At 67.0% G+C, this 22,707-nt stretch carries 17 protein-coding genes; 9 read left to right on the top strand and 8 right to left on the bottom strand.

Annotated elements, in window-relative coordinates:
* The first annotated feature begins 328 nt into the window (after positions 1-328).
* Positions 329-1,513 carry a cytochrome P450 gene (locus QOU61_RS30495; RefSeq protein ID WP_289654904.1) on the top strand — a complete coding sequence of 395 codons (1,185 nt, stop codon included), beginning with the start codon at positions 329-331 and terminating at the stop codon, positions 1,511-1,513.
* Positions 1,514-1,554: 41 nt separating this feature from the next.
* Here QOU61_RS30495 and QOU61_RS30490 read toward each other — a convergent pair whose 3' ends face one another.
* The 5 genes from QOU61_RS30490 to QOU61_RS30470 all read right to left on the bottom strand — a co-directional run bounded on the left by QOU61_RS30490 (position 1,555) and on the right by QOU61_RS30470 (position 8,351).
* Positions 1,555-2,886: an MFS transporter gene (locus QOU61_RS30490; protein WP_289654903.1), complete on the bottom strand. Its 1,332-nt coding sequence runs from the start codon at positions 2,884-2,886 to the stop codon at positions 1,555-1,557.
* Between the two features lie 394 nt (positions 2,887-3,280).
* Positions 3,281-4,195: an FAD binding domain-containing protein gene (locus tag QOU61_RS30485; RefSeq protein ID WP_289654902.1), complete on the bottom strand. Its 915-nt coding sequence runs from the start codon at positions 4,193-4,195 to the stop codon at positions 3,281-3,283.
* A complete protein-coding gene (locus QOU61_RS30480) occupies positions 4,192-6,879 on the bottom strand; it encodes a molybdopterin-dependent oxidoreductase (RefSeq protein WP_289654901.1) in 2,688 nt (895 codons plus the stop codon). The genes QOU61_RS30485 and QOU61_RS30480 overlap by 4 nt, the downstream gene beginning before the upstream one ends.
* A complete protein-coding gene (locus QOU61_RS30475) occupies positions 6,876-7,532 on the bottom strand; it encodes a TetR/AcrR family transcriptional regulator (RefSeq protein ID WP_289654900.1) in 657 nt (218 codons plus the stop codon). The genes QOU61_RS30480 and QOU61_RS30475 overlap by 4 nt, the downstream gene beginning before the upstream one ends.
* 180 nt (positions 7,533-7,712) lie before the next feature.
* The gene (locus QOU61_RS30470; protein WP_289654899.1) at positions 7,713-8,351 is read right to left on the bottom strand and encodes a TetR/AcrR family transcriptional regulator; all 639 of its coding nucleotides are present in this window, start codon (positions 8,349-8,351) and stop codon (positions 7,713-7,715) included.
* A 176-nt stretch (positions 8,352-8,527) separates the two neighbouring features.
* On the opposite strand from QOU61_RS30470, the gene QOU61_RS30465 reads away from it, so the two are divergent.
* The 3 genes from QOU61_RS30465 to QOU61_RS30455 all read left to right on the top strand — a co-directional run bounded on the left by QOU61_RS30465 (position 8,528) and on the right by QOU61_RS30455 (position 13,531).
* Positions 8,528-9,838 (top strand): HlyD family secretion protein, encoded by a 1,311-nt coding sequence (locus QOU61_RS30465; protein ID WP_289654898.1) that lies wholly within the window; start codon positions 8,528-8,530, stop codon positions 9,836-9,838.
* A gap of 31 nt (positions 9,839-9,869) precedes the next feature.
* On the top strand, positions 9,870-11,426 hold the full coding sequence (locus tag QOU61_RS30460; RefSeq protein WP_289654897.1) for a DHA2 family efflux MFS transporter permease subunit: 1,557 nt from the start codon (positions 9,870-9,872) through the stop codon (positions 11,424-11,426).
* A 302-nt stretch (positions 11,427-11,728) separates the two neighbouring features.
* Positions 11,729-13,531, top strand: a complete 1,803-nt coding sequence (locus QOU61_RS30455) for an ABC transporter ATP-binding protein (protein WP_289654896.1) — start codon at positions 11,729-11,731, stop codon at positions 13,529-13,531.
* A 102-nt stretch (positions 13,532-13,633) separates the two neighbouring features.
* Here QOU61_RS30455 and QOU61_RS30450 read toward each other — a convergent pair whose 3' ends face one another.
* Positions 13,634-14,587 (bottom strand): DMT family transporter, encoded by a 954-nt coding sequence (locus tag QOU61_RS30450; protein WP_289654895.1) that lies wholly within the window; start codon positions 14,585-14,587, stop codon positions 13,634-13,636.
* 125 nt (positions 14,588-14,712) lie between these two features.
* Here QOU61_RS30450 and pdxR point away from each other — a divergent pair, with 125 nt between their 5' ends.
* Positions 14,713-16,167, top strand: a complete 1,455-nt coding sequence (gene pdxR / locus QOU61_RS30445) for a MocR-like pyridoxine biosynthesis transcription factor PdxR (RefSeq protein WP_289654894.1) — start codon at positions 14,713-14,715, stop codon at positions 16,165-16,167.
* 103 nt (positions 16,168-16,270) lie between these two features.
* A complete protein-coding gene (locus tag QOU61_RS30440; RefSeq protein ID WP_289654893.1) occupies positions 16,271-17,113 on the top strand; it encodes a DUF1194 domain-containing protein in 843 nt (280 codons plus the stop codon).
* A 63-nt stretch (positions 17,114-17,176) separates the two neighbouring features.
* On the opposite strand, the gene QOU61_RS30435 is transcribed toward QOU61_RS30440, so the two are convergent.
* Together QOU61_RS30435 and QOU61_RS30430 are read right to left on the bottom strand one after the other, a co-directional pair.
* Positions 17,177-17,917: a sulfite exporter TauE/SafE family protein gene (locus QOU61_RS30435; protein ID WP_289654892.1), complete on the bottom strand. Its 741-nt coding sequence runs from the start codon at positions 17,915-17,917 to the stop codon at positions 17,177-17,179.
* Between the two features lie 191 nt (positions 17,918-18,108).
* Positions 18,109-18,687 carry a TetR/AcrR family transcriptional regulator gene (locus QOU61_RS30430; RefSeq protein WP_289661873.1) on the bottom strand — a complete coding sequence of 193 codons (579 nt, stop codon included), beginning with the start codon at positions 18,685-18,687 and terminating at the stop codon, positions 18,109-18,111.
* A gap of 199 nt (positions 18,688-18,886) precedes the next feature.
* Between QOU61_RS30430 and QOU61_RS30425 the strand changes: the two genes are divergently transcribed.
* From QOU61_RS30425 to QOU61_RS30415, 3 genes are read left to right on the top strand one after another with little or no spacing between them, the layout of a single operon-like run.
* Complete coding sequence (locus tag QOU61_RS30425) at positions 18,887-19,384, top strand: (2Fe-2S)-binding protein (protein WP_289654891.1); 498 nt, start codon at positions 18,887-18,889, stop codon at positions 19,382-19,384.
* Entirely contained in the window at positions 19,381-20,439 is a 1,059-nt protein-coding gene (locus tag QOU61_RS30420; protein ID WP_289654890.1) for an FAD binding domain-containing protein, read from the top strand. The genes QOU61_RS30425 and QOU61_RS30420 overlap by 4 nt, the downstream gene beginning before the upstream one ends.
* Positions 20,429-22,687: a xanthine dehydrogenase family protein molybdopterin-binding subunit gene (locus QOU61_RS30415; protein WP_289654889.1), complete on the top strand. Its 2,259-nt coding sequence runs from the start codon at positions 20,429-20,431 to the stop codon at positions 22,685-22,687. Before QOU61_RS30420 ends, QOU61_RS30415 begins: the two co-directional genes overlap by 11 nt.
* Positions 22,688-22,707 lie beyond the last annotated feature (20 nt).

Below are 22,707 nucleotides of genomic sequence, written 5' to 3'. Positions count from 1 at the left end.
AGGCCCGGTGAGCCTAGGAGACCGGGCCTCGTGATCTTCCCCCTGCCGCATTGGCAGTGATGTGGGCGTTTCTTACGCGAAGTCAGGGCCGCCGCCAATGCCGGAAGATTACGGTGTCGGCCGTTTCTGCCTTGTTCGGAAAATGTGAGAAGCATTGCGAGGCGAAATCGCCGCACCCCGGTTGTTGGCACGTTTGAGACATCCCAAGGGGCGGCGTGCCGCCTCGCGCCTGCCAGTGCGGCGGACGCCGTCATTGCGCCGTTTCGCGCCGGCCATTATGCTCCGCCACCGTTCACAATGATGCGTGCGCAGCCAACAGGATCACCCCATGCCGACCGCCGGCTTGGCCCCCCTGGACGAGGCCATCACGATCGAGGAGCTCACGCGCGATCCCTATCCGATCTACAAGCGCCTGAGACGCGAAGCGCCCGTCTTGCGGGTCAAATCAGTGGGCCGAACCTTCCTCACCAAGGCCGCCGACACCAGGTACGTGAAGGACAATGCGGCGTTGTTCAGCTCGGACGACCCGAACACGCCCATGAAGCGCGCCTTTCTCGCGCACACGCTGATGCGCAAGGACCACGACGAGCACCGGACCGAACGGATGGCGATGATGCCGGCCCTCATGCCGAAGACGATCGAATCGGTCTGGGCGCCGCTGTATGCGAAACTGGCCGCGGCATATCTTGACCGGCTGCCGCGAGGCGAGGTGGTCGATCTCTTTCCCGCTCTCGCGGGACCGCTTGCCGCGCGGATTCTGGCGCACACCATGGGCGTTCCGGACGCGAGCGATGAGGACATGCAGCGATGGTCGCAGACGTTGATCGACGGAGCCGGCAATTTCGGCTGGACGCCGGGGCCTTTCGAAACGACCGACATCGCCAATGCGGAGATGGACAAATGTATCCGCGCCAACGCCGAACGGGTGCGGGCCGAACCGGACCCCTCAGCGCTCTCCGTCATGGTGAACGCGACGAACCCGATTCCAGAAAGCCAGATGATCGCCAATGTAAAGATCGCGATCGGCGGCGGCATCAACGAGCCGCGCGATGCCCTGCTGACGATCCTCTACGGCCTGCTCACCAATCCGGATCAGCTTGAGGCTGTGCGCGCAGGCGGCAAATGGCGCTCTGCCTTCGAGGAAGGGGTGCGGTGGGTAGCGCCGATCCAGGCGAGTTCACGGCTCGTGATGGAGGACACCGAGATTCGCGGCTGCTTCATCCCCAAGGGCGACACCGTGATGACGATCCAGGCGTCGGCAAACCGAGACGAGGACGTCTTCGAAGATGGCGAGTACTACAACGGGTTGCGCGAGCCCAATGCTCACCAGGCCTTTGGCAACGGCCCGCATCATTGTGCGGGCGCGCACCTGTCGCGACGAACCGTCGGTGCCATCCTGCTCCCCATGCTGTTCGAGCGCTTCCCCAACATGACGCTGCCTGATCCCGCGAGCGTGCGCTGGCACGGTTTCGGTTTCCGCGGCCCGCTCAATCTGCCGGTTCTCCTGCAATAGGGCCGGCGCGAGTCTCGATCCGGCGGCCACAGCGCATCTGATCAAGGCCTGTCGTGTTCCTCGGAAATGTCCTTGTTGGTGTAGTCGGGCATCAAGGTGGTCGCGACAATGCTGACGGCCGCGCAGAACAGAATGTAGAACGCGATCGCGTAGCCTGAGCCGGTGGCTGCGAGCAGCGCGGTAGCGATCAGCGGTGCCGGCCCGCCGGAGATGACCGAGGAGAGCTGATAGCCGATCGAGCAGCCGCTGTACCGCAGCCGCGGGGTGAAGCACTCGGCGATCAACGCCGCCTGCGGGCCATACGTCAGAGCGTGCGGTACGAATGACAGAACGATGGCGATGAAGATCAGCAACGGCGCGCCAGTGTTCAGCAGGCCGAAATACGCAAAGCCGAACAGCCCGGTCAGGACCGAGCCAATCAGGTACAGGCGCTTGCGCCCGATGCGATCCGACAGGTGCCCCGCCAGCGGGATGTTGAAGAGCTCAAGGGTGCCGGCGCAGATCAGACAGATGAGCAGGAAGTCGCGATCCTGATGGATGACCTGGGTGCCGTAGGCGAAGACAAAGGCCAGGTAGATATAGGCCGGCGCCTGTTCGACCATCCGCACCAGCGCCGAGAGAATGATCGACCGCGGCTGACGCTTGATCACCTCGATCACCGGGACTCGCGCGACGCGGTTCTCGGCCACGATCCGCCGGAACGTCGGCGTCTCCATGATGCCGAGCCGGATGTAAAGCCCGATGGCGATCATCACGAGGCTGAGCAGGAACGGGATGCGCCAGCCCCAAACCAGGAACTGGTCGCCGGAAATGCGGCTGAACACCAGCACCGCTATATTTGCCAGCAGCAAGCCGGCGGGACCGCCGAGCTGCGGCCACGAGGTGATGAAGCCGCGGTGCTGGTTGGTCCGCGCCCACTCCATCGACAGCAGCACCGAGCCTCCCCACTCGCCGCCGACGCCCACGCCCTGGATGAAGCGGATGACCGTCAGGATGACGGCACCCCAGATGCCGATCGTCTCATAGGTGGGGACGAGGCCGACCGCCGCAGTGGCAAGCCCGGTCAGCAGCAACGTGGCGATCAGCGCCGCCTTGCGGCCGATGCGGTCGCCATAGTGGCCGAAGATCGCAGCACCGATCGGCCGCGCGATGAAGCCCACCGTGTAGATGGCGAATGCCTCCAACACGCCAACCAGGGGATCGGACTTGGGAAAGAAGAGTTTGCCGAAGACGAGGCCAGTCACCGTGCTGTAAAGCAGGAAGTCGTACCATTCGATGGTGGTGCCTACCGTGCTGGCGATCAATGCGCGACGCAATTGCGCCCGGTGCTCGGCTTCCGGCAGCGGGGCGGCCGCAATGTCCAATGTCGTCATTGTGCATCTCCTTGGCGCAAATCAGCTGGGACCTCCGGGAACGGGTTTCGTCCACCATCCACGGAGGCGGATGGTGGTACCAAGGTCTGTTGTCTTGTCTGGTTGGGGCTACGCCGTCATTGCGCGCGTCGTGCCCATGCAGGCCTCAGGAAGCCGGTCCTGGATGGCGAGCGGCACTAACCGAACGCCATCGCGGGACTGCGACATCCCTCATGACACGGTCTTGCAATCCGAAATCTAGTCCTTCGGTCCGCCCGGTAAATTCGACCTTGGTCTGTGGCATGCCTGCCGCCAGAACCCCTCATGGTGAGGCGCGTCGCGCTTGCGACGCGTCTCGAACCAAGAGGTCAACCCAGGCCAATAGAACCGTCATTGCGCGTGCAAGCCACGCCGCTCACGCCGCAAGCTGCGTCAGGAGATCGCGCACCAGCCCTTCGAGCAGATCGAGCTTGTATCCGGTCATCGGCAGCGGCTTTGCGCCGGCACGCGCCTGGCGCGCGGCCGCTTCGATGGCGGCTGCATCGGGCTTCGCACCCGCGAGTGCCGCTTCCGATGCGGCAAGGCGCAGCGGCACCGGGGCAATCCCGCCGGCGGCGAGGCGCACGAAGCGGAAGCTGCCGTTCTCCACCACGGCGCGTGCGCAGAGCTCGACCAGCGGCCATTCGGCATCGCTGCGGCTGATCGCGCGCTTGTAGAGCGCGCGCTCGCCGGGCAGCGGCGGCGGGAGACGGACATGGCTGATGAGCTCGCCGGCTTCAAGCCGAAGATCGCGGCCGCCGTCGCTGCCGTCGCCGAGCAGCTGCGTGATTGAAACGCTGTCGCGACGGTCGGTTGCAACCGTCGCGTCATAGGCGAGCAGCGCCGCCGCCATGGTTGAGGGATGCGGCGCGACGCAGGGGCCGAGATCGAAGGCGACAGCGTAGAGATGGTTGCCGGATCGCGCCGGGCAGGCGTCGCCGCCCTTCTTCAGGCAGTCGACATGCGGGTTGCGGTAGTACCAGCAGCGCGAGCGCTGGGCGAGGTTGCCGCCGATGGTGGCGAGGTGGCGCACCTGCGGTGTCGCAAGCCCGTGCGCGCTTGTCGCAAGTCCCGGATAGGCCTGCGCAATGCGCGCATCGGCTGCGATCGCCGCGATGGTCGCGCCTGCGCCGATCGTTGCCGCGCCGTCGGCGTTCCAGCTGAAGGAGGCATCGAGTTGCGCGCTGATGTCGCGCAGCGGCCCCCGGGAGACGCCGCTGCGCCGCCGCTCGGAAAGATCGGTGCCGGCGGCACGGAATTCGGGCGCAGCATTCATGACAGCGGGATTCATGCGGCGTCCCTCCGGGCAAGCGCGGCGAGCAGGCGGTCGGGCCGGAATGGTATTTCCGTGAGCCGCACGCCGATCGCGTTGTGGATCGCATTCGCGACCGCCGGCGAGGTCGGAACGGTTGCGACCTCGCCGATGCCGACACTGCCGCCCGGCACATGATCGAAGCCGGCCTCGTCGAAATGCACGTCCAGCCCCGGCATGTCGGCAATTCCGGGAATGCGGTAGTCCTCCATGCTGGCGGAGAGCACGCGGCCATCGCGCGGATCGGTCTCGCGCGCCTCATAGAGCGCATAGCCGATGCCCTGGATGACGGAGCCAGCCGCCTGGCTGCGCGCCAGAACGGGAGCTGCGAGCCTGCCGACCGCAAGGCCGGTCGCGACATTGAGCACGCGCACATGGCCGAGCCAGGTGTCGACCTCGACCTCGACCACCTGCACCGAGCTCGGCACGCCGGCGCCGACCATCATGTTGTTGAAGAAGCGCAGCATCCAGCCGAACACCATGCCCATGAAGCCGGCCTGGCTGAGCGGCGAGGCGATCCCGGCAGCCGGCTGCGCATCCCTTGGCCGCGCCGCCGACACCGAAAGGTCGGGACAGGCTGCGATCAGGTCGCGCCACGGCGCATTGGAGCCGGGAGCGGGAGGCCGCGCGGCGGATCGCGCAATCGCCTGCTTGAGCTTTTCGGCCGCGGCGAGCGTCGGCGGCACGATCGAGGCGGTGACGCGACTGCCGCCGGAGCCCGGGCCTTCCGGCAGGCGGGAATCGCCGAGGCGCACCTCGATGTCCTGCGGCTCGAGCGAAAATTCGCGCGCGATCGTGTTGGCGATGACGCTGCGCGTGCCGGTGCCGATGTCCTGCACGGCGGAGCTTGCAACGATGCGGCCACTTTTCACCGCGATCTCGACGGTCGATCCCGGCTGCCAAAGATAGAGCCAGTAGCCGGCGGCAACGCCGATGCCGCGACGGTAGCGGCCGCCGCCGGCCGATTGCGGCTTGCGGTTGCGCCAGAGCTCGAGCCCGGCGGCCCATCGATAGAGCCGCTGCCGGTTTGGATCGACGTCCCAGCGCTGGCGCAGGGCGATCGGATCGATCTTGAGCCGATCGGCTGCCTCATCGACCGCCTGCTCCAGCGCGAATGCCATCGGCGGCCCGCCGGGGCCGCGGAACGGCGCGCCGGGCGGCAGGTTGCTGATGACGTCGTAATCGGCCAGCGCCTTGGCTTCCGCGGGATAGATCAGCCGCGCCAGTGCGGCGATCGTCGAATTGGTCGCCGCTCCCGTGTCGCCATAGGCGGTGAGCGAAAGCGCGGCGAGCTTGCCTTGCGCCGAAGGAAGCAGCGCGACCTCGATCTCGGCCGCGGGCCGATAGCCGCTCACCGAAAGCTCTTCCTCGCGATCATAGGCGACGCGCACCGGGGCGTTGGCGGCGCGCGACAATTCGATCGCGGCGATGGTTTCCATCCCGAGGCCGCCCTTGGAGCCGAAGCCGCCGCCGACATGGTCGGCGATCACCCGCACCTTGTCGTGCGACAGCCGGTAGCGCTTGGCGACGTCCTCCATCACCTGGAACACGGCCTGCGTGGAGACGTGCAGCGTCAACTGCTCGCCGTCGAAGCGGGCCACCGTGGCATGCGGTTCCAGGCACGCATGGGATTGCGTCGCAACCCGGAAGGTTGCTTCCACGAGCAGCGGATCGCGTGCCTGCCGGGCTGCCTCGATCGCGCTCTTTGCCTTGCGTGCCGCTTGCGAAAACGCTGCCGACGGTCCGCGCACATTGCCGTGCCACGGCGCCGGCGCGGCACTGCCTTCGGAGACGTTGCCGGCTTTCTTGCGGTCGGCGCGCTCGAACACCACGGGCGCGTCGCCGCGGCGCGCCGCAGCGAGGCCGATCACCGCCGGCCGCGCGTCGTTCGCGAAGCGGATCGCGGCCAGCGCCTTCAGTGCGGTCGTGCGATCTTTCGCCGCGACCGCCGCGATCGGGCTGCCGACATAGCGCACCATCCCGTCGTCGGGCAGCAGCGAGACGGCGGCGGCGACGCCGTCAATCGCGCGCGCCGGCGCAAGATCGAGCGCGCTGATCTTCGCATGCGCATGCGGCGAGCGCAGGATGACGCCTTCGAGCTGGCCGTCATGCCTGATGTCGACGGTGTAGCGCGCCGCGCCCGTCACCTTGTCACGCGCCTCGATGCGCGGCGCGACCACGTCCTTGCCGTCGAAGCGCCCGCTGCAGGCTTCCGTCACCGCGCGGAAAATGCCTTCATAGGCGCCGCAGCGGCAGAGATGCCCGGCGAGCGCGGCGGCGATTTCCTCGCGCGAGGGCGCGGCCGTGCCGTTGGCCGCGCGCCAGCGATCGTGGAACGCCGTTGCCTCGACGATGAAGCCGGGCGTGCAGAAGCCGCATTGCAGGGCGTCGTGCGCCATGAACGCCTTCTGGACCGCATGCAGATGGCCAGCGGAGATGCCTTCGACCGTCGTCACCGTCCTGCCGGCTGCCGCCTGCGCCGGCAACAGGCAGCTCACGACGGGCGCGCCATCGAGCAGCACCGTGCAGGCGCCGCAGACGCCCGAGCCGCAGACGAGCTTGGTGCCGGTCAGGTTGAGACCGTCGCGGATCACCTCGACGAGGAGCGCGTCCGCGCTGTCGGGCAGCGTGGCGGATTGGCCGTTGATCGTCATGCTGCTCATTTCCGATCTCCAGTTTTGCGGCGGGCGGCGGGTCTTTTGCGCGGCAATGTTGCGGACTTCGGTGTCTTGGTGATGGCGCCCGCGACCAGCGTGCGCACCATCAGGGAAAGATCGCGCAGGAAAGCGTCGAGCGGCTGCATGTTGGGATGCGCTGATTTGGCGCCGTTCACCGCCATCTCGACGTAGCGCGCCAGCCCTGAAGGCGTCATGCCGGGATTGAGCTCCAGCTTCTGTTTCGTGCGCACGCGCGCGATGGTGGCGGCGAGCGCGGCCTGGTGGCGCGCGGCAAAATCCTGGTAGAGATCACGCGCCTGCGCCAGGTGTTCCGACAACAACTCCTCGACATGCGGCGAGCCGTCGAGGGCGGCGACCAGCGCCTTGAGGCGCGCCGTGATCTGGCCGATCAGGACGTCGGCAAGGTCGTGGCCGGCGGCTTCCGCACGCGCCGCGGCTTCCGCGCCGGTCGCGAGCGCCGCCTCATGAACGCGCTCGATCGCGGCGCGGAACAGCGCTTCCTTCGAGGAGAAGTGATGGTAGAGCGCCTGCCGGGTCAGGCCCGCCGCCTCCGCTGCCTGCTCGATCGAGGAACGGCGAAAACCGTGCCGGCGGAACACCTGCATCGCCGCCTCGAGGATACGGTCGCGGGTCGTCATTCGACGAATTTGACAGCCTACGCAAAACTGTCAAATCGCGAGAACGTGAGTGCACCGCGGGAATATCAGGCGCCTCCGAGACGCGATTCGCGAATAGCGGGTCGATGAAGCGGAGGTCGAGGCGCCCGTCGCGAGCGGAAATCCTGTTCGCTATCGCCCGCCGGTCGCCGGCTTGCGCCGCTACTTCTTCGGCCGGTACGCCGCGAAGAACACGCGCGTGGCGCTGTCGACGACCCTTGCGATCTGCTCGGGCGAGGGCGACGGCTTGGCCTGGAAGATGAACGCCTGGAACAGCGTCGCCTGGCACATCTGCATGAATTGCCAGGCCGCGAGCTGATAGTCATCGATGACGATTTCGCCGCGCTGCGCGCGCGCTTCGAGATAGGCGGCGAAGCGATCGACGGTGTGGGCGATCACATGCTGGTAGAACCGGCTGCCGACCTCCGGCATCCGCTCGGCGATCGCCATCACGGTGCGGATCGCCGAGCCGCCGCCGGGACGGCACAGCAGGCCGATATAGGCGCGGCCGAACTCGGGGAGGGTGGTATCGACGTCGCGTGCGGGATCGAAATTGAAGGCGACCTTGCCCTGCTCGATCTTCTCTTCCTCGACGATCGCCTCGAACAGGCGGCTCTTGTCGGCGAAATAGACGTAAAGCGTGCCCTTGGAGACGCCGGCCGCCCGGGCGATCTCGCCCATGCTGGCGCCGTCAAATCCCAGATCCATGAAGACCTTGCGGGCCCCGTCGAGGATCTGCCGCCGCTTCGAGCTGTCTTCCTCGGTTACGACGTGCAGGGGTGTGCGGATTTCTGCAACCATTGGTTTAGCTTTCGGCAAAGAACCCAATTTTAGAAGGTGTTCGCAAGGAGTCGCTGGTTTAGAACTCCTCTCATTGACGTTAACTTGACCGAACCGTTCGGTCAATGTATTGTTTTAGAGGGCGTGATGGCCGGGCCGGGGTCGGCTCCGCCCGTGTATTGGAGTGGGAGGCCGTCATGGCCGCAGCGAGAGATCAAGCCGCGCGGATCGTTCTGCCTGAGCCGGACGAGAGCGCCGACGCACGCGACATGGAAGCCGTCGAAGCGTTGCGCAGCCAGTTCGCTGACGAGGCGAGGCGCCGCACGGTGGAAACGCCGGGCAGGCCGGCGCCCGAAAAGCCCGCCATCGAAACCCCCGCGACCGAGGCACCAGCCGCGGGTGGCGCCGCGCCGAAGCCCGCCCGCCGCAAGAAGCTGATCCTGATCGGCATGGGCGCGCTCGTCGCGCTCGCGCTGGCGAGCTACGGCGTGCATTATCTCCTGGTCGGACGCTTCTACGTCTCGACCGACGACGCCTATGTGCGCGCCAACAACACCATGCTGGGCGCGCGGGTCTCGGGCCATATCGCCACGATCATTCCCGCCGACAATACGCTGGTCCGTGCCGGCGACGTGGTCATGCGGATCGACGACGGCGACTACCGCATCGCGGTCGATGCCGCACGTACCCGCATCGCGACGCAGGCGGCGACGATCGAGCGGATCGGACGGCAGGTCACCGCGCAGGAAAGCGCGGTGGAGCAGGCCAAGGCCAATCTCGTCTCGGCGGAAGCCGGCCTGAAGCGCGCCGGGCTCGACTATGACCGCCAGCAGTCGCTGAGCAGCAAGGGATTCGCTTCCCGCGCCACCTTCGAGCAGTCGGAAGCCGGACGCGACCAGGGCGTTGCCGCCGTGAACGCGGCACAGGCCGCCTATGACGCCGCCCTCAGCAATGTCGACGTGACGAAGGCGCAGCAGGCCGAGGCCAAGGCGCAGCTTGCTGAATTGCAGACGCAGCTCGCGAAGGCCGAGCGCGACCTCGCCTTCGCCTCCGTGCGCGCGCCGATCGACGGCATCTTCTCCAACCGCCTCGTCAATACGGGCGACTTCGTCGCGGTCGGGCAGCGGCTCGGCAACATCGTGCCGCTCGACGACGTCTATATCGACGCCAATTTCAAGGAGACGCAGCTCAAGCGCATCCGTCCCGGCCAGCCGGTCACGATTTCGGTCGACGCCTATGGCCATCGCAAGTTTGCCGGCATCGTCGACAGCATCTCGCCGGCGGCGGGCTCGGTGTTCACGCTCTTGCCGCCCGACAACGCCACCGGCAATTTCACCAAGATCGTGCAGCGCCTGCCGGTCCGCATCCGCGTCCCGAAGGCGGTGGCGCGGCAGAACCTGTTGCGCGCGGGCATGTCGGTCTACGCCACCGTCGATACCAACAAGGGCGCGGCCGATGCCGACAGCGAGACCGATCTCGACGACCCCACCATGATCCACCCGCAATAGGGTTGCGCATCAGATGGCCGAGGCGCCTGTCATGACGGGAACGCAAGCGCCCAGCGAGCGCATCGCCCCGCAGCGGCTGTTCGCCTTCCTGATCATGGTGTTCGGGATGTTCATGTCGATCCTGGACATCCAGATCGTCTCCGCCTCGCTCACCGACATCCAGGCCGGCCTCTCGGCAAGCTCGACCGAAGTGTCATGGGTGCAGACCGCCTATCTGATCGCCGAAGTGATCGCCATACCGCTGTCCGGCTTCCTGTCGCGCGCGCTCGGCACGCGGCTGTTGTTTGCGATCTCGGCCTTCGGCTTCACGGTCTCGAGCTTCCTCTGCGGCTTCGCCTCCTCGATCGAGCAGATGATCGTCTGGCGCGCGCTGCAGGGATTTCTCGGCGCCGGCATGATCCCGACCGTGTTCGCCTCCGCCTACACGGTGTTCCCGCGCTCGAAATTCCACATCGTCGGCCCGATCATCGGACTGGTCGCGACGCTGGCGCCGACGATTGGTCCGACGGTGGGCGGCTACATCACCGACATGATGTCGTGGCACTGGCTGTTCTTCATCAACATCGTTCCCGGCATCGGCATCACCGTCGGCGTGCTGGCGCTGGTCGATTTCGACCGGCCCGATTTCGCCCTGCTCGAGCGCTTCGACTGGTGGGGCCTGCTCTTCATGGGCGGCTTCCTCGGCTCGCTGGAATATGTGCTGGAGGAGGGGCCGCAATATGAGTGGCTGCAGGACACGTCGGTGGCGATCTTCGCCTGGGTCTGCGCGCTCTCGGCGATCGCCTTCTTCTGGCGCGTGCTCGCCGCCGAGGAGCCGATCGTCGACATCCGCGCGTTCACCAACCGCAATTTCGGCATCGGCTGCCTGATCTCCTTCTGCATCGGCATCGGCCTCTACGGGCTGACCTACATCTATCCGCGCTATCTTGCGGAAGTGCGCGGCTACAGCGCGCTGATGATCGGCGAGACCATGTTCGTCTCCGGCGTCACCATGTTCCTGATGGCGCCGGTGGTCGGGCGGCTGATGCTGAAGTTCGACATGCGCTACATCATCGCGGCCGGCCTCATCATCTTCGCGCTCGGCGCCTTCCAGATGACCTGGATCACCCGCGACTATGACTTCTACGAATTGCTGCTGCCGCAGATCCTGCGCGGCATCGGCATGATGATGGCGATGGTGCCGACCAACAACATCGCGCTCGGCACGCTGCCGCCGGACCGGGTGAAGAACGCCTCCGGGCTGTTCAACCTGACGCGCAATCTCGGCGGCGCGGTGGGGCTTGCGATCATCAACCAGGTGCTGAACGACCGCACCGACCTGCACATCTCGCGCCTGCATGATCGCGTCACCTGGGGCAATACGACGGCAACCGAGACGCTGAACATGCTGACCCAGCGCATGCAGGGCATGGGCGACGCGACGCTGATGGCGCTAAAGCAGTTGTCGCAGATCGTGCACCGCCAGGCGGTGGTGATGGGCTATGGCGACGCCTTCTTCATGCTGACGCTGTTCTATATCGGGCTGAGCGCGATGGTGCTGTTGCTGAACAAGCCCTCGGCCACCGCCGCCGGAGGTGCGGCACATTAGCACCCGCCGCGCAGTCGGTTGCAAAATTGCCATGATCAATTTATAAGCAGCGCCTCATTGGCTCGAACCGGGGAGATTTGCATGATTTCGACAAATTCGCAGATCGTATCCTCGCGTCCGAAGCTCGCGCTGGACGCCGTAGCCGCCCGTTAGGGACCGCTTCCGACAGCACCGATCGGGGCTCGACGCCCCGGTTTCCCAACTTCCCGTAAGTCCTTTTCGACGCTTGCGTTCGGCCGCTCTGCCGTCGCGCGTCCAGCATCTGGAGCCGGCTTGCGCACTGCGCGCAGCCGGATGACGCCATGACCGCTCAAAACAACAAGAAACCCGCGGCGATTCGCCTGGTGATCCCGTTCGTGTTCCGGCACTGGCTGAAGCAGCCGGCGATGACGCTCACCGTTGCCGGCGGCCTGCTCGGGGCGACCGTCGCCGACCTGTTCATGCCGGTATTCTCCGGCCATCTGGTCGATGCGCTGACCGCGGGCGCCGCCGACCCTGCCGCGCGGGCTGCGGCCTGGGCGGCGTTCGGCGCGATCGTGGCGCTCGGCCTGGTCTCGATGGTCCTGCGCCTGGTCGGCCTGCAGGCGATCGTGCCGTTCACGCTGCGCATCATGTCCGACATCGCGCAGGATACCTTCATGCGCGTGCAGCGCTTCTCGACCGACTGGCACGCCAACAGCTTCGCCGGTTCCACGGTGCGCAAGGTCACCCGCGGCATGTGGGCGATCGACCTGCTCAACGACACGCTGCTGATGGCGCTGCTGCCGTCGGCCGCGGTGCTGGTGGGCTCGATGATCCTGCTCGGCCTGCACTGGTCTTCGCTCGGCGCCGTGATCGCGCTTGGCGCGGTCGTCTATGTGGCGATGACGGTCGCGTTCTCGACGCATTACATCGCGCCCGCCGCGCGCGTCTCCAACGCCTGGGATACCAAGGTCGGCGGCACGCTCGCCGACGCCTTGACCTGCAACGCCGTGGTGAAGTCGTTCGGCGCGGAGGCGCGCGAGGATGCGCGGCTTGCGCGGGTGATCAACCGCTGGCGCACGCGGGTGCGACGGACCTGGCTGCGCTACAACTACACAAGCACGGCGCAGCTTGCGGTGCTGCTCTGCCTGCGCGCCTCCGTGATCGGCGGCTCGCTCTTGTTGTGGCTCGCGGGGCGCGCCTCGCCGGGCGACGTCACCTATGTGTTGACGAGCTACTACATCATCCACGCCTATCTGCGCGACGTCGGCATGCACTTCAACAACCTGCAGCGCTCGGTCAATGACATGGAGGAGCTGGTCGCGATCCACGACGAGCCGATCGGGATTGTCGATGCGCCCGACGCGCGGCCGATCGACATCACGAACGGACGCATCGTGTTCGACAACGTCGTGTTCCACTATGGCGGCCATCGCGAGCCGCTCTATGACGGGCTGTCGATCGAGATCCGCGCCGGCGAGCGGGTCGGCCTGGTCGGCCGCTCCGGCTCCGGCAAGACCACCTTCGTCAAGCTGGTGCAGCGGCTCCATGACGTCTCCGGCGGCCGCATCCTGATCGACGGCCAGGACATCGCGCGAGTGACGCAGCACTCGCTGCGCAGCCAGATCGCGATCGTGCAGCAGGACCCGATCCTGTTTCACCGGTCACTGGCCGAGAACATCGCCTATGGCCGGCCCGGCTCCAGCATGGCCGCGATCGAGCAGGCGGCGCGGCTCGCCAACGCGCATGACTTCATCCTGCGCCTGCCCAAGGGCTACGGCACCCTGGTCGGCGAGCGCGGCGTGAAACTGTCGGGTGGCGAGCGGCAGCGCGTGGCGCTGGCGCGCGCGTTCCTGGCGGACGCGCCGATCCTGATCCTGGACGAGGCGACTTCGAGCCTCGATTCGGAATCGGAGGCGCTGATCCAGGAGGCGATGGAACGGCTGATGAAGGGGCGCACCGCGATCGTGATCGCGCACCGGCTGTCGACGGTGCGCAGCCTCGACCGCATCCTGGTGTTCGACCGCGGCCGGATCATCGAGCAGGGCAACCACGCCGCGCTTGCGGCGCGGCCCGGCGGCCTCTATCGCAGCCTGTTCGAGCGTCAGGTCGCGGAGTTCGCCCGCATGTCGGCGGCGGAGTAAGGAGCATGATCCCTCGCGACAAGCGCGGAACGCGTTTGCGCGGAGATCATGCTCGAACAAAAAGCTAAAGCGCGATAGCCCGATAGATCTCGGCTATCGCGCTCACTCCGCCATTACCTCGCCGGCCTTGCCAAGGGCGGGCGCGTCGCTCTTGCGATCGGCGCGTCCGCTGCCGGCGGGAAGCGTGCCGATGGCGATGCCGCCGAGGATCATCGCCATCGCGCAGACCAGCGATGCGGTGATCGGCTCGCCGAACGCGATCGCCGAATTGGCCAGGCCGACCACCGGCGTCGCCAGGATGCCGAGCGATGTCGTCACCGCCGGCAGGCTGCGGTTGACGGTGGCCATCGCCCAGTAGGCCAGCACCGTGCCGATGATGCCGCCGTAGAGAAAGCCGGCGACAAGACGCGGCGTCCACTCGATATGCGGCGGGCCGTCGACCGCGAGCGCCATCGCCCCAAGCACGAAGGTTGCCAGCAGCGTCTGCCAGAAGGTGAGCTGGAACGGCGTCGCGATCCATTTGTGCGAGCGGACGTAGAGAATGTTGGCGGCCCAGAACAGCGCCGCGAGCAGGATCAATCCGCTGCCGATGAACGCCTTGTGGTCGCTCCAGTCGAAGGCCAGCGGATTGAACATCACGGCGATGCCGGCGAGGCCGAGCCCGACGCCGGCAAGGCGCATCCGGCTCATCGGCTCGCGCAGGAACAGCCAGGCGCCAGGTACCACCCACAGCGGTGTCGTGTAGCCGAGCACCGCCGATCGCCCCGCCGGGACGAACTGCAGGCCGAACGCGACCAGCGCCGAGAACGCCACCATGTGCAGCATCGCGATCGCGACGACGACCGGCATGTCGCGGCGGGGCGGCAGGATGAGCTGCCGGCGCGCGGCGAGCAGCACGGCGAGCGCCACCGTCGCCACCGCCGAGCGGATCGTGGTGGTCCAGAGCGGCGTCACGCTCTGCACGATGACCTTGGTGACGGACCAGTTGAGGCCCCAGGCGAACACGACGACCGCAAACAGCATCAGCGCCGCGCGGCGGGAAAGGGCATGGTCCATGGAACGGTCGGCACTTTCAAAAAGATGCGCCGCGCGAAGCCGCGGCGGCTGGACGGACAAGGCATCATAGGTCTAACTGGTATCTTGAAAAGCTCCATTTGTGATAAAATCATGGTGCCAGTTCGATGACCGAGATACTGTCCGGCCTGATCGACGTCGCGCTGCAGCCGAAACCGGGTGAGACGCTGACGCGGCAGCTCTGCAACGCGCTGCGCCAGGCGATCCTCTCGGGCGCGCTTGCGCCGGGCTACCGCCTGCCGTCGAGCCGAAGTCTCGCGACGCAGCTCGGCCTGTCGCGCAACACGGTGTCGGCGGTCGTCGATCAGCTGGCGATGGAGGGATATCTGCTGCTGTCGCGCGGGCGCCGTCCGGCCGTCGCCGGAACGAAGGCCGGCCTCATGCGTGCGCGGCCCGCATCGCGGGGCATGGCGGCGCAGCCACGGATGTCGCAATGGGCGAGGCGGCTTTCGCGGGCGGACTGGCCGATCCTCGACGACGGGGTGCCGCGGCCGTTCCAGCCCGGGCTCGCCGACGCGCGCGAATTTCCGCACGATCTTTGGGCGCGCTACCTGCGCCGCGCGGCGCGCGGCCGGCCGGCAAGCGGCGCATCCGAGGTGAACCGGCCGGCGCTGCAGGCCGCGCTGCTGCGCTATCTGGTCGAACACCGCGGCGTCAGGGCGGATGCACGCCAGGTGATGATCCTGCCGTCGGCGCAAGCTGCGATCGAGCTCGTCGCGCGGGTCGTGCTCGATGCCGGCGATCTCGCCTGGCTGGAGAGCCCCGGCTATATCGGCGCGCGCGTCGCGCTCGAGGCCGCCGGCGCGCGCGTCTGCGGCGTCGCGCTCGACGGCAGCGGGCTCGCGATCGACGGCCGCAACGATCAGCCGCGGCTGATCTTCGTCACGCCATCGCACCAGTATCCGACCGGCCGCCTGATGGACGTTGCGCGGCGCCAGCAATTGCTCGGCTTCGCCGCGGCCGCGGGCGCGCTGATCATCGAGGACGACTATGACAGCGAGTTCCACTTCGACGGCCGGCCGGTGGCTGCGTTGCAAGGGCTCGATGCGGCCGGCCGCATCTTCTATGTCGGCACGTTTTCCAAATCGACCTGCCCGGACATTCGGCTGGGCTATGTCGTGGTGCCGCCGGGCTATGTCGATCTGTTCGGGCGGGCACAGCGCCATGCCGGCCAGCTCGGTGCCGCGCCGCTGCAGGACGCGCTGGCCGCGTTCATCGAGGACGGCCATTTCGCGGCCCATATCCGCAAGATGTCGCGCCTCTACCGCGACCGGCGCGATCATTTCGTGCGCGCGCTGGAGCGGGCCGCCGGCGAGCGGCTGCGCGTGGTTCCGCCGAGCGGCGGGATGCAGCTTGTCGCGCACTTGCGCCGGCCGACCGACGATGTCGCCGTCGTCAGGCAGCTTCGCGACGCAGGCGTCACGGCGCGCGCGCTGTCACCGCTCTTTGTCGGCAGGACCAGCGAGCGCGGCCTGTTTCTCGGCTTCGCCGCCTGGAACGAGCGCGAGATCGATGCCGGCGTCGACATGATCGGCGAGGTGCTGCGGCGGATCGCGCGCTGAGATCACGCCTCGATTGCTGCGAACGTGAACGACAATTGCGAGTTTCCGCTTTTCGCGGCGCGGTTTGGGTGTCACCATCCCCTGAACGGACGGGAGGGCCGCCGTGCGCTGGTGTGTCTCGGTCGGGGCGGTGCTTATTGCGGGGGCGATAGTCGGAGGTGACGTTGCTGGCATTGCCGCGCCGAGCCCGAAATCTCGATTCGCCGACACCAGGCACAATGTGCCATCCGTCAATGTCGAGCTCGTTATCGCCGTCGACGTCTCCTATTCGATGGATATGGACGAACTTGCCATTCAGCGCGAGGGCTACGCACAGGCCATCGTCTCGAAAGACTTCCTTCAGGCGCTGAGGGCCGGTCCGGGCAGCAAGGTGGCCGTGACCTATTTCGAGTGGTCGATGTCGGGCGACGAGAAGATCATCATTCCCTGGCGGGTGATCGACGGCCCGGAATCGGCGGATGCCGTGGCCGCCGAGATCATGAAAACGCCGGTTCGCCGCGGTTCGAGCACCTCGATTTCCGGCGCGATCGATTTCGCAGTGCAGCTGTTCGAAGAGAATCCCTATCACGGGTTGCGGCGCGTCATCGATATTTCCGGCGACGGGCCGAACAACGACGGAGCCCCCGTGACCGTCGCGCGCGACGCTGCCGTGGCGAAGGGCGTCATCATCAACGGCCTGCCTATCATGGTGAAGGAGCCATCCTATTCGACGATCGATATCGAGAATCTCGATCTCTATTACGAGGACTGCGTGATCGGAGGGCCGGGCGCCTTCATCATGACGATCAAGGATCGCGAAAAATTCCAGGAAGCGATCCGGACCAAGCTTGTTCTCGAAGTTGCAGGCTTCACGCCGGAGCATCGGATCGTCCCGGCCGCCGAGAAAGAGCCCCGGGTGCCCTGTCTGATCGGCGAAAAAAAATGGCAGGAGCACAGGGGGCGGTGAGTGTCGAGACAGACATTCAGAGCCGTGCTGCGGCGTTGGCCGTGCGGGTGAGGCGGCGCCAACTCAACGCGCGAGGCTGTTCCAGACCAGGCCAACACCGGAAAAAAACAACAGCACGAACGCCACGTCGGCGAAATGGCGGTCTCTGAGCGCGCGATAGACCCGCGCGCCGAGCCGGGTGCCGATCAGCGTGCCGGGAAAGGCGAGCAGGATCAGCCAGATCACCCGCCGCTCGACGAGGCCGGAGCCGATCTGCAGGCAGAGCGCCGTCAGCAGCACCGTCCAGTTGTAGATCTGGAACACGCCGCGCCGCTCATGCTTGCCCCAGCCGCGCACGCTCGCCCACAGGATCGGCAGCGGCCCGGAAAGGCCCGCGAGCCCGCCCATGATGCCGCCGGCGAATCCGATCGCGCCGTCGGCGAGCCTGCCGCCGAAGCGGAACGCCATCGGCCGCCGCTGCAGCAGCAGCACGACCGGAAACACCACCAGGAACACGCCGATCGTCAGCTTGAAGACGGCAGGGTCGGCATGCGCGATCAGGAGCGTGCCGAGCGGCACCCCGGCGAGCCCGCCGATCAGGAACGGCCAGACCAGCGAGAGATCGAAATCCTTCCACATCGAGGGCAGGGTCAGGCTCTGGGCGATCACCGAGCAGCTCAGCACCAGCGGCACCGCAAGCGACGGCGGCAGCACAAAGAGCCAGATGCCGAGCGCCATCAGCGCGGTGCCGAACCCGGCGAGGCCGGAAATGAAGCCGCCGGCCAGCGCGCCGAACAGCAGAACCGCATAGGCGGACGTTTCCACTAGTGTCCCAATTCCGAAGTTCGCATCATTCCGCGGCATCCTCCCTTGCGAACTTCGAAATTGAAGGACACCAGCAAATTATAGACCTGGTGCGGCTTTGGTTCAGAAGTCCGCATTGCGAACTCGTGGGTCAGAATGATGCGGACTTCTGAACCGCCGCACCAGCTGCGATCCAACCTCGTACGATTGTGTCAGCGCTTGCGGAGCCCGTCGACGAAGACGTCAACAAGGCGCTGCGCGGTCGGCTGCCAGTCGGCTGTGCCCTGGGAATAGAAGATTCCGATGAGGGTTCGCAGCAGGTCTTCCGGCGCGATGTCGGAGCGCAGCTCGCCGGCCTTGACCCCGCGCTCGAGCAAGAGGCCGATCGCATCGGTCAGCCGCTCGAACGAATAGGCCTTCAGCTCGGTCGAGCCGTGGGCGACGAGTTGCAGAGCTTCGACCATGCCTTTCTTGGTAGCCACGAGGCGGACGTTGGCATGCAGCCATTGGCGCAGCGCCTCCACGGGCGCGGCGTCGCGCGCAAGCCGTTCGGCGAGCGCCCCCAGCTGATCGACCTCGTGCCGGTAGACCGCTTCGAACAGGGCTTCCCGCGTGGGGAAATGGCGATAGAGCGTGCCAATCCCGACCCCCGCCCGGCGCGCAACCGCCTCCAGGCTCGCCTGCTGGCCGCCGGCGCTGAACACCTGCGTCGCCGCTTCAAGAAGAAGCTCGCGATTGCGAATCGAATCCGCGCGCGGCTTGCGGTTTGCCTTTGCGGTTTCACTTCCCATTTTTGTGTCCAGCCAGGGCTTGTTCCCTCTTGATAAACGGAGGGTTCCTCCGTATAAATAGCCAGTAGGCCGGGACAACGCGCAACGCACCCATTCCCGGTCAGGGCCGATGGACCGTTCAGATCCCTCCGCGCCCGCTTTCCTGCCGCCGGTCGGCGGCTTCGATCCATACATCACGATCACTGAATGGAGTACCTTGATGTCACTCTCCATCAGCCTCACCGTCAATGGTCTGCCGCGAGCGATTGCGCTCGACGACCCGCGGGTGACGCTGCTCGACCTGTTGCGCGAGCGGCTCGACCTGACGGGCACCAAGAAGGGGTGCGACCGGGGACAGTGCGGCGCCTGCACCGTGCTCGTCGACGGACGGCGCATCAATTCCTGCCTCGTGCTGGCTGCCAGCCTCGACGGCGCCAAGGTCACCACGATCGAGGGGCTCGCCGGCGGCGAGACGCTGCACCCGGTCCAGGCCGCCTTCATCGCGTATGACGGCTTCCAGTGCGGCTACTGCACGCCGGGTCAGGTCATGAGCGCCGTCGGTCTCATCGCGGAAGGCCATGCCGGAGACGATCCGGAGCGCATCCGCGAATTGATGAGCGGCAACATCTGCCGCTGCGGCGCCTATCAGGGCATCACCGAAGCGGTGCTGGAAGCGCAGAAGACGCTCGCAGAACGTAACCGGAAGGACGCGGCATGAATCGCTTCGACTACGTAAGGCCGGCCAGCGTGCCGGAGGCCGTCGCGGCCGCGGCCCGTCGGGGATCGGTCTATCTGGCAGCCGGCACCAATCTGCTTGACGTGATGAAGGGGGGCGCCGCACGGCCCGAGCGGGTCATCGACATCACACGGCTGCCCGGCCTCGACCGCATCGAATGGCTGCCGGACGGCGGCGTGCGCATCGGCGCGCTGGTTCGCAATTCCGACCTCGCCTATGACCAGCGCTTCGCGCAGGTCTTTCCGGCGGTCGCCGAAGCGTTGCTTTCGGGAGCGTCAGCGCAGCTTCGCAACGCGGCGACCGTGGGCGGCAATCTGATGCAGCGGACGCGCTGCGCCTATTTCCACGACCTCGCAAGCGCCTGCAACCGGCGCGCGCCCGGATCCGGCTGCGATGCGCGCGCGGGCGAGAACCGCCTCCACGCCGTGCTCGGCTGGAGCGAGCAGTGCATCGCCACGCACCCTTCCGACTTCTGCGTGCCGCTGGTTGCGCTCGATGCGGTTGTCGAAATCGAGGGTCCGCATGGCACCCGCGAAATCCCGATCGACACTTTGCATGTCCTGCCCGGCGCGACGCCTGAACGGGAAACCGCATTGGCGCCGGGCGAACTCATCGTCGCAGTGAGACTCCCGGCGGAAGCCGCCACCTTCTCGCGCCATGCGCGCTATCTGAAACTGCGCGAGCGCACCTCCTATGCCTTTGCCGTCGTTGCGGCGGCGGCGGGACTTCAGATCGAAAGCGGCGCGATCCGTAGCGCGCGCATCGCGCTCGGCGGTGTCGCCGCAAAGCCCTGGCGCGCGCGAGAGGCGGAAGTCGCGCTGGAGGGCGAGCGCCCCACCGCGAAGGCCTTCGCGAGAGCGGCCGAGCTGGCGCTCGCGCAGGCACGGCCGTCCGGCGACAACGCCTTCAAGATCGAACTGGCGCGCCGCATCGTCGTGCGCGCCTTGAGCCTCGCTCTGCAAGGCACGCCAGAGGTCATGCCCGCGCTGCCGGCCTCGCCCTTCTCCACCATTCCCGGAGCGAACCATGTCGCTTGAGACTGCCCAAGCCACCCAGCACCGCCGGCACGGGTCGAATGCCGGCCAGCCGCTGACGCGCCGTGACGGCGTGCTCAAGGTCACCGGCCGCGCGACCTATGCCGCCGACAACCACCCCGAAGGCATGCTCTACGCCGTCACCGCCGTCAGCAGCATCGCGCGCGGGCGTGTCACGGCGCTCGATGTCGAGGCCGCCAAGGCGCATCCCGGCGTCGTCGAGGTGCTCACGCCGGCCAACCGCCCGCCACTGGCGCATGATCCGGACGAGAAGATGCCGCCGTTCGGGTTTCGCGTGGAGGTGCTTCAGAACGACCGCGTTCGCTACGTCAACCAGCCGATCGCGCTGGTGATCGCGCAGACGCTCGAGGCGGCAACGGAGGGAGCAGCACTGCTCAATCCGCGATACGAAGTCGAGAGCGCCCGCACGGGACCTGACAGCGGCGAGCGCTGCGATCTTGCCGCCGTCGGCATCGGCTCCCCGCCGCGGACGGCCCATGGCGACATCGAGGCCGGCCTTGCGGCTGCTGCCCAAGTGACGGAAGCCGACTATCTCACGCCGTCGCAATACCACAACGCGATGGAGCCGCACGCGGTGGTCGCGCAGTGGGACGGCGACCGCGTGACCCTCGACATGCCCAACCAGGCCATGGCGCTGAGCTGTGCTTCCTATGCGGCCTATTTCGGCATCCCGGCCGAGAACGTGCTGATCCGCTCGCCATTCCTCGGCGGCGGCTTCGGCTCGAAGGCGATCCTCAACGGACCGCAGATCCTCGCGATCCTGGCCGCCCGCATGCTCAAGCGGCCGGTCAAGCTCGCGCTCACCCGGGCGCAGATGTACGGCCCGGTCGGCCATCGCGCCCACACCTGGCAGAAGCTGCGCATCGGCACTGATCAGGACGGGCGCCTTACCGCGCTCCATCACCATGCGCTTTGCGCGACCTCCAGCTTCGACGAATTCATCGAGCCGGCGGCAAACGCGTCGCTGCCGCTCTATGCCAGCCCGGCTATTCTCGCCGAGCACGAGGGCCTGCGGCTCGACATCGGCACGCCGGGACCGATGCGCGCACCCGGCGAGGCGTCCGGATCGGCGGCGCTCGAAGTCGCGATGGACGAGGCCGCCGAAGCCTGCGGCATGGATCCGCTCGACTTCAGGCTGGCCAACTACGCCGAGACGGAGCCGGGCACCGGCAGGCCGTTTTCGTCGAAGGCGCTGCGCGAATGCTACGCCGAAGGGGCGAAACGTTTCGGCTGGGCGGGCCGGCCGCTCGCGCCGCGCCGGATGCGGGATGAGAACGGATTCCTCGTCGGCTGGGGCATGGGCACGGCGCTGTTCCATTGCCCGCATTTCCCGGCCGAGGCGCGCGCCACCTTGCGTGCCGACGGAACCGCATTGGTGGAAACGGCCGGCGCCGACATGGGACAGGGCGCCTGGACGGCGCTGGCCCAGATCGCGGCGGAGGCGCTCGGTCTCGACCCCGACGAGGTCGAATTCCATTCCGGGATATCAAATCTACCCGACGGCGGCATAGCCGGCGGCTCCGGCCATACGGCGAGTGCCGGCCTCGCACTCCACAATGCCGGTGAGGATGCGATCGCCCGGCTCGCGGAACTCGCCACCACCGATCCTGCATCGCCGCTGTTCGGCGCCGGCAATATCGGCGTGGTGGCCCGCTCCGGTCGGCTGCATCGCCGCGGCGACGAAGAGCGCAGCGAAAGCTATGCGGAGATCCTTGCCCGCGCCGGCCGCGCCGAGGTGGTCGGCACGGCCAAGGCCGCGCGTGCGCCGGAGGCTGCCGAGGCTCATGCGATGTTTTCGCACGGCGCCGTCTTTGCCGAGGTGAAGGTCGATCCCGACCTCGGCCAGGTGCGAGCGACACGCCTGGTCGGTGCCTTCGCTGCGGGGCGCATCATCAACCCCCGACTTGTGCGCAGCCAGTATTTTGGCGGCATGATCTGGGGCCTGTCCTTCGCGTTGCAGGAAGAGGCAATCGTCGACCGCAGGACTGGCCGGATCATGAATGCCGACCTTGCGGAGTATCATGTGCCGGTCAACGCGGACGTGCCCTCGCTGGACGCGATCCTCGTTGCGGAGGATGATCCTTACGTCAATCCGCTCGGCGTGAAGGGCGTTGGCGAGATCGGCATCACCGGCACCGTCGGCGCGATTGCCAACGCAGTCTGGCATGCGACCGGCGTGCGTGTCCGGCGCTTCCCGATCCGCATTGAAGATCTCGTTATGGGCGGCTAAGGAACAATTCCGATGATCGT

The organism is Bradyrhizobium sp. NP1 (assembly GCF_030378205.1).
Lineage (GTDB): Bacteria > Pseudomonadota > Alphaproteobacteria > Rhizobiales > Xanthobacteraceae > Bradyrhizobium.
This window is presented reverse-complemented; position numbering and strand designations above follow the sequence as displayed.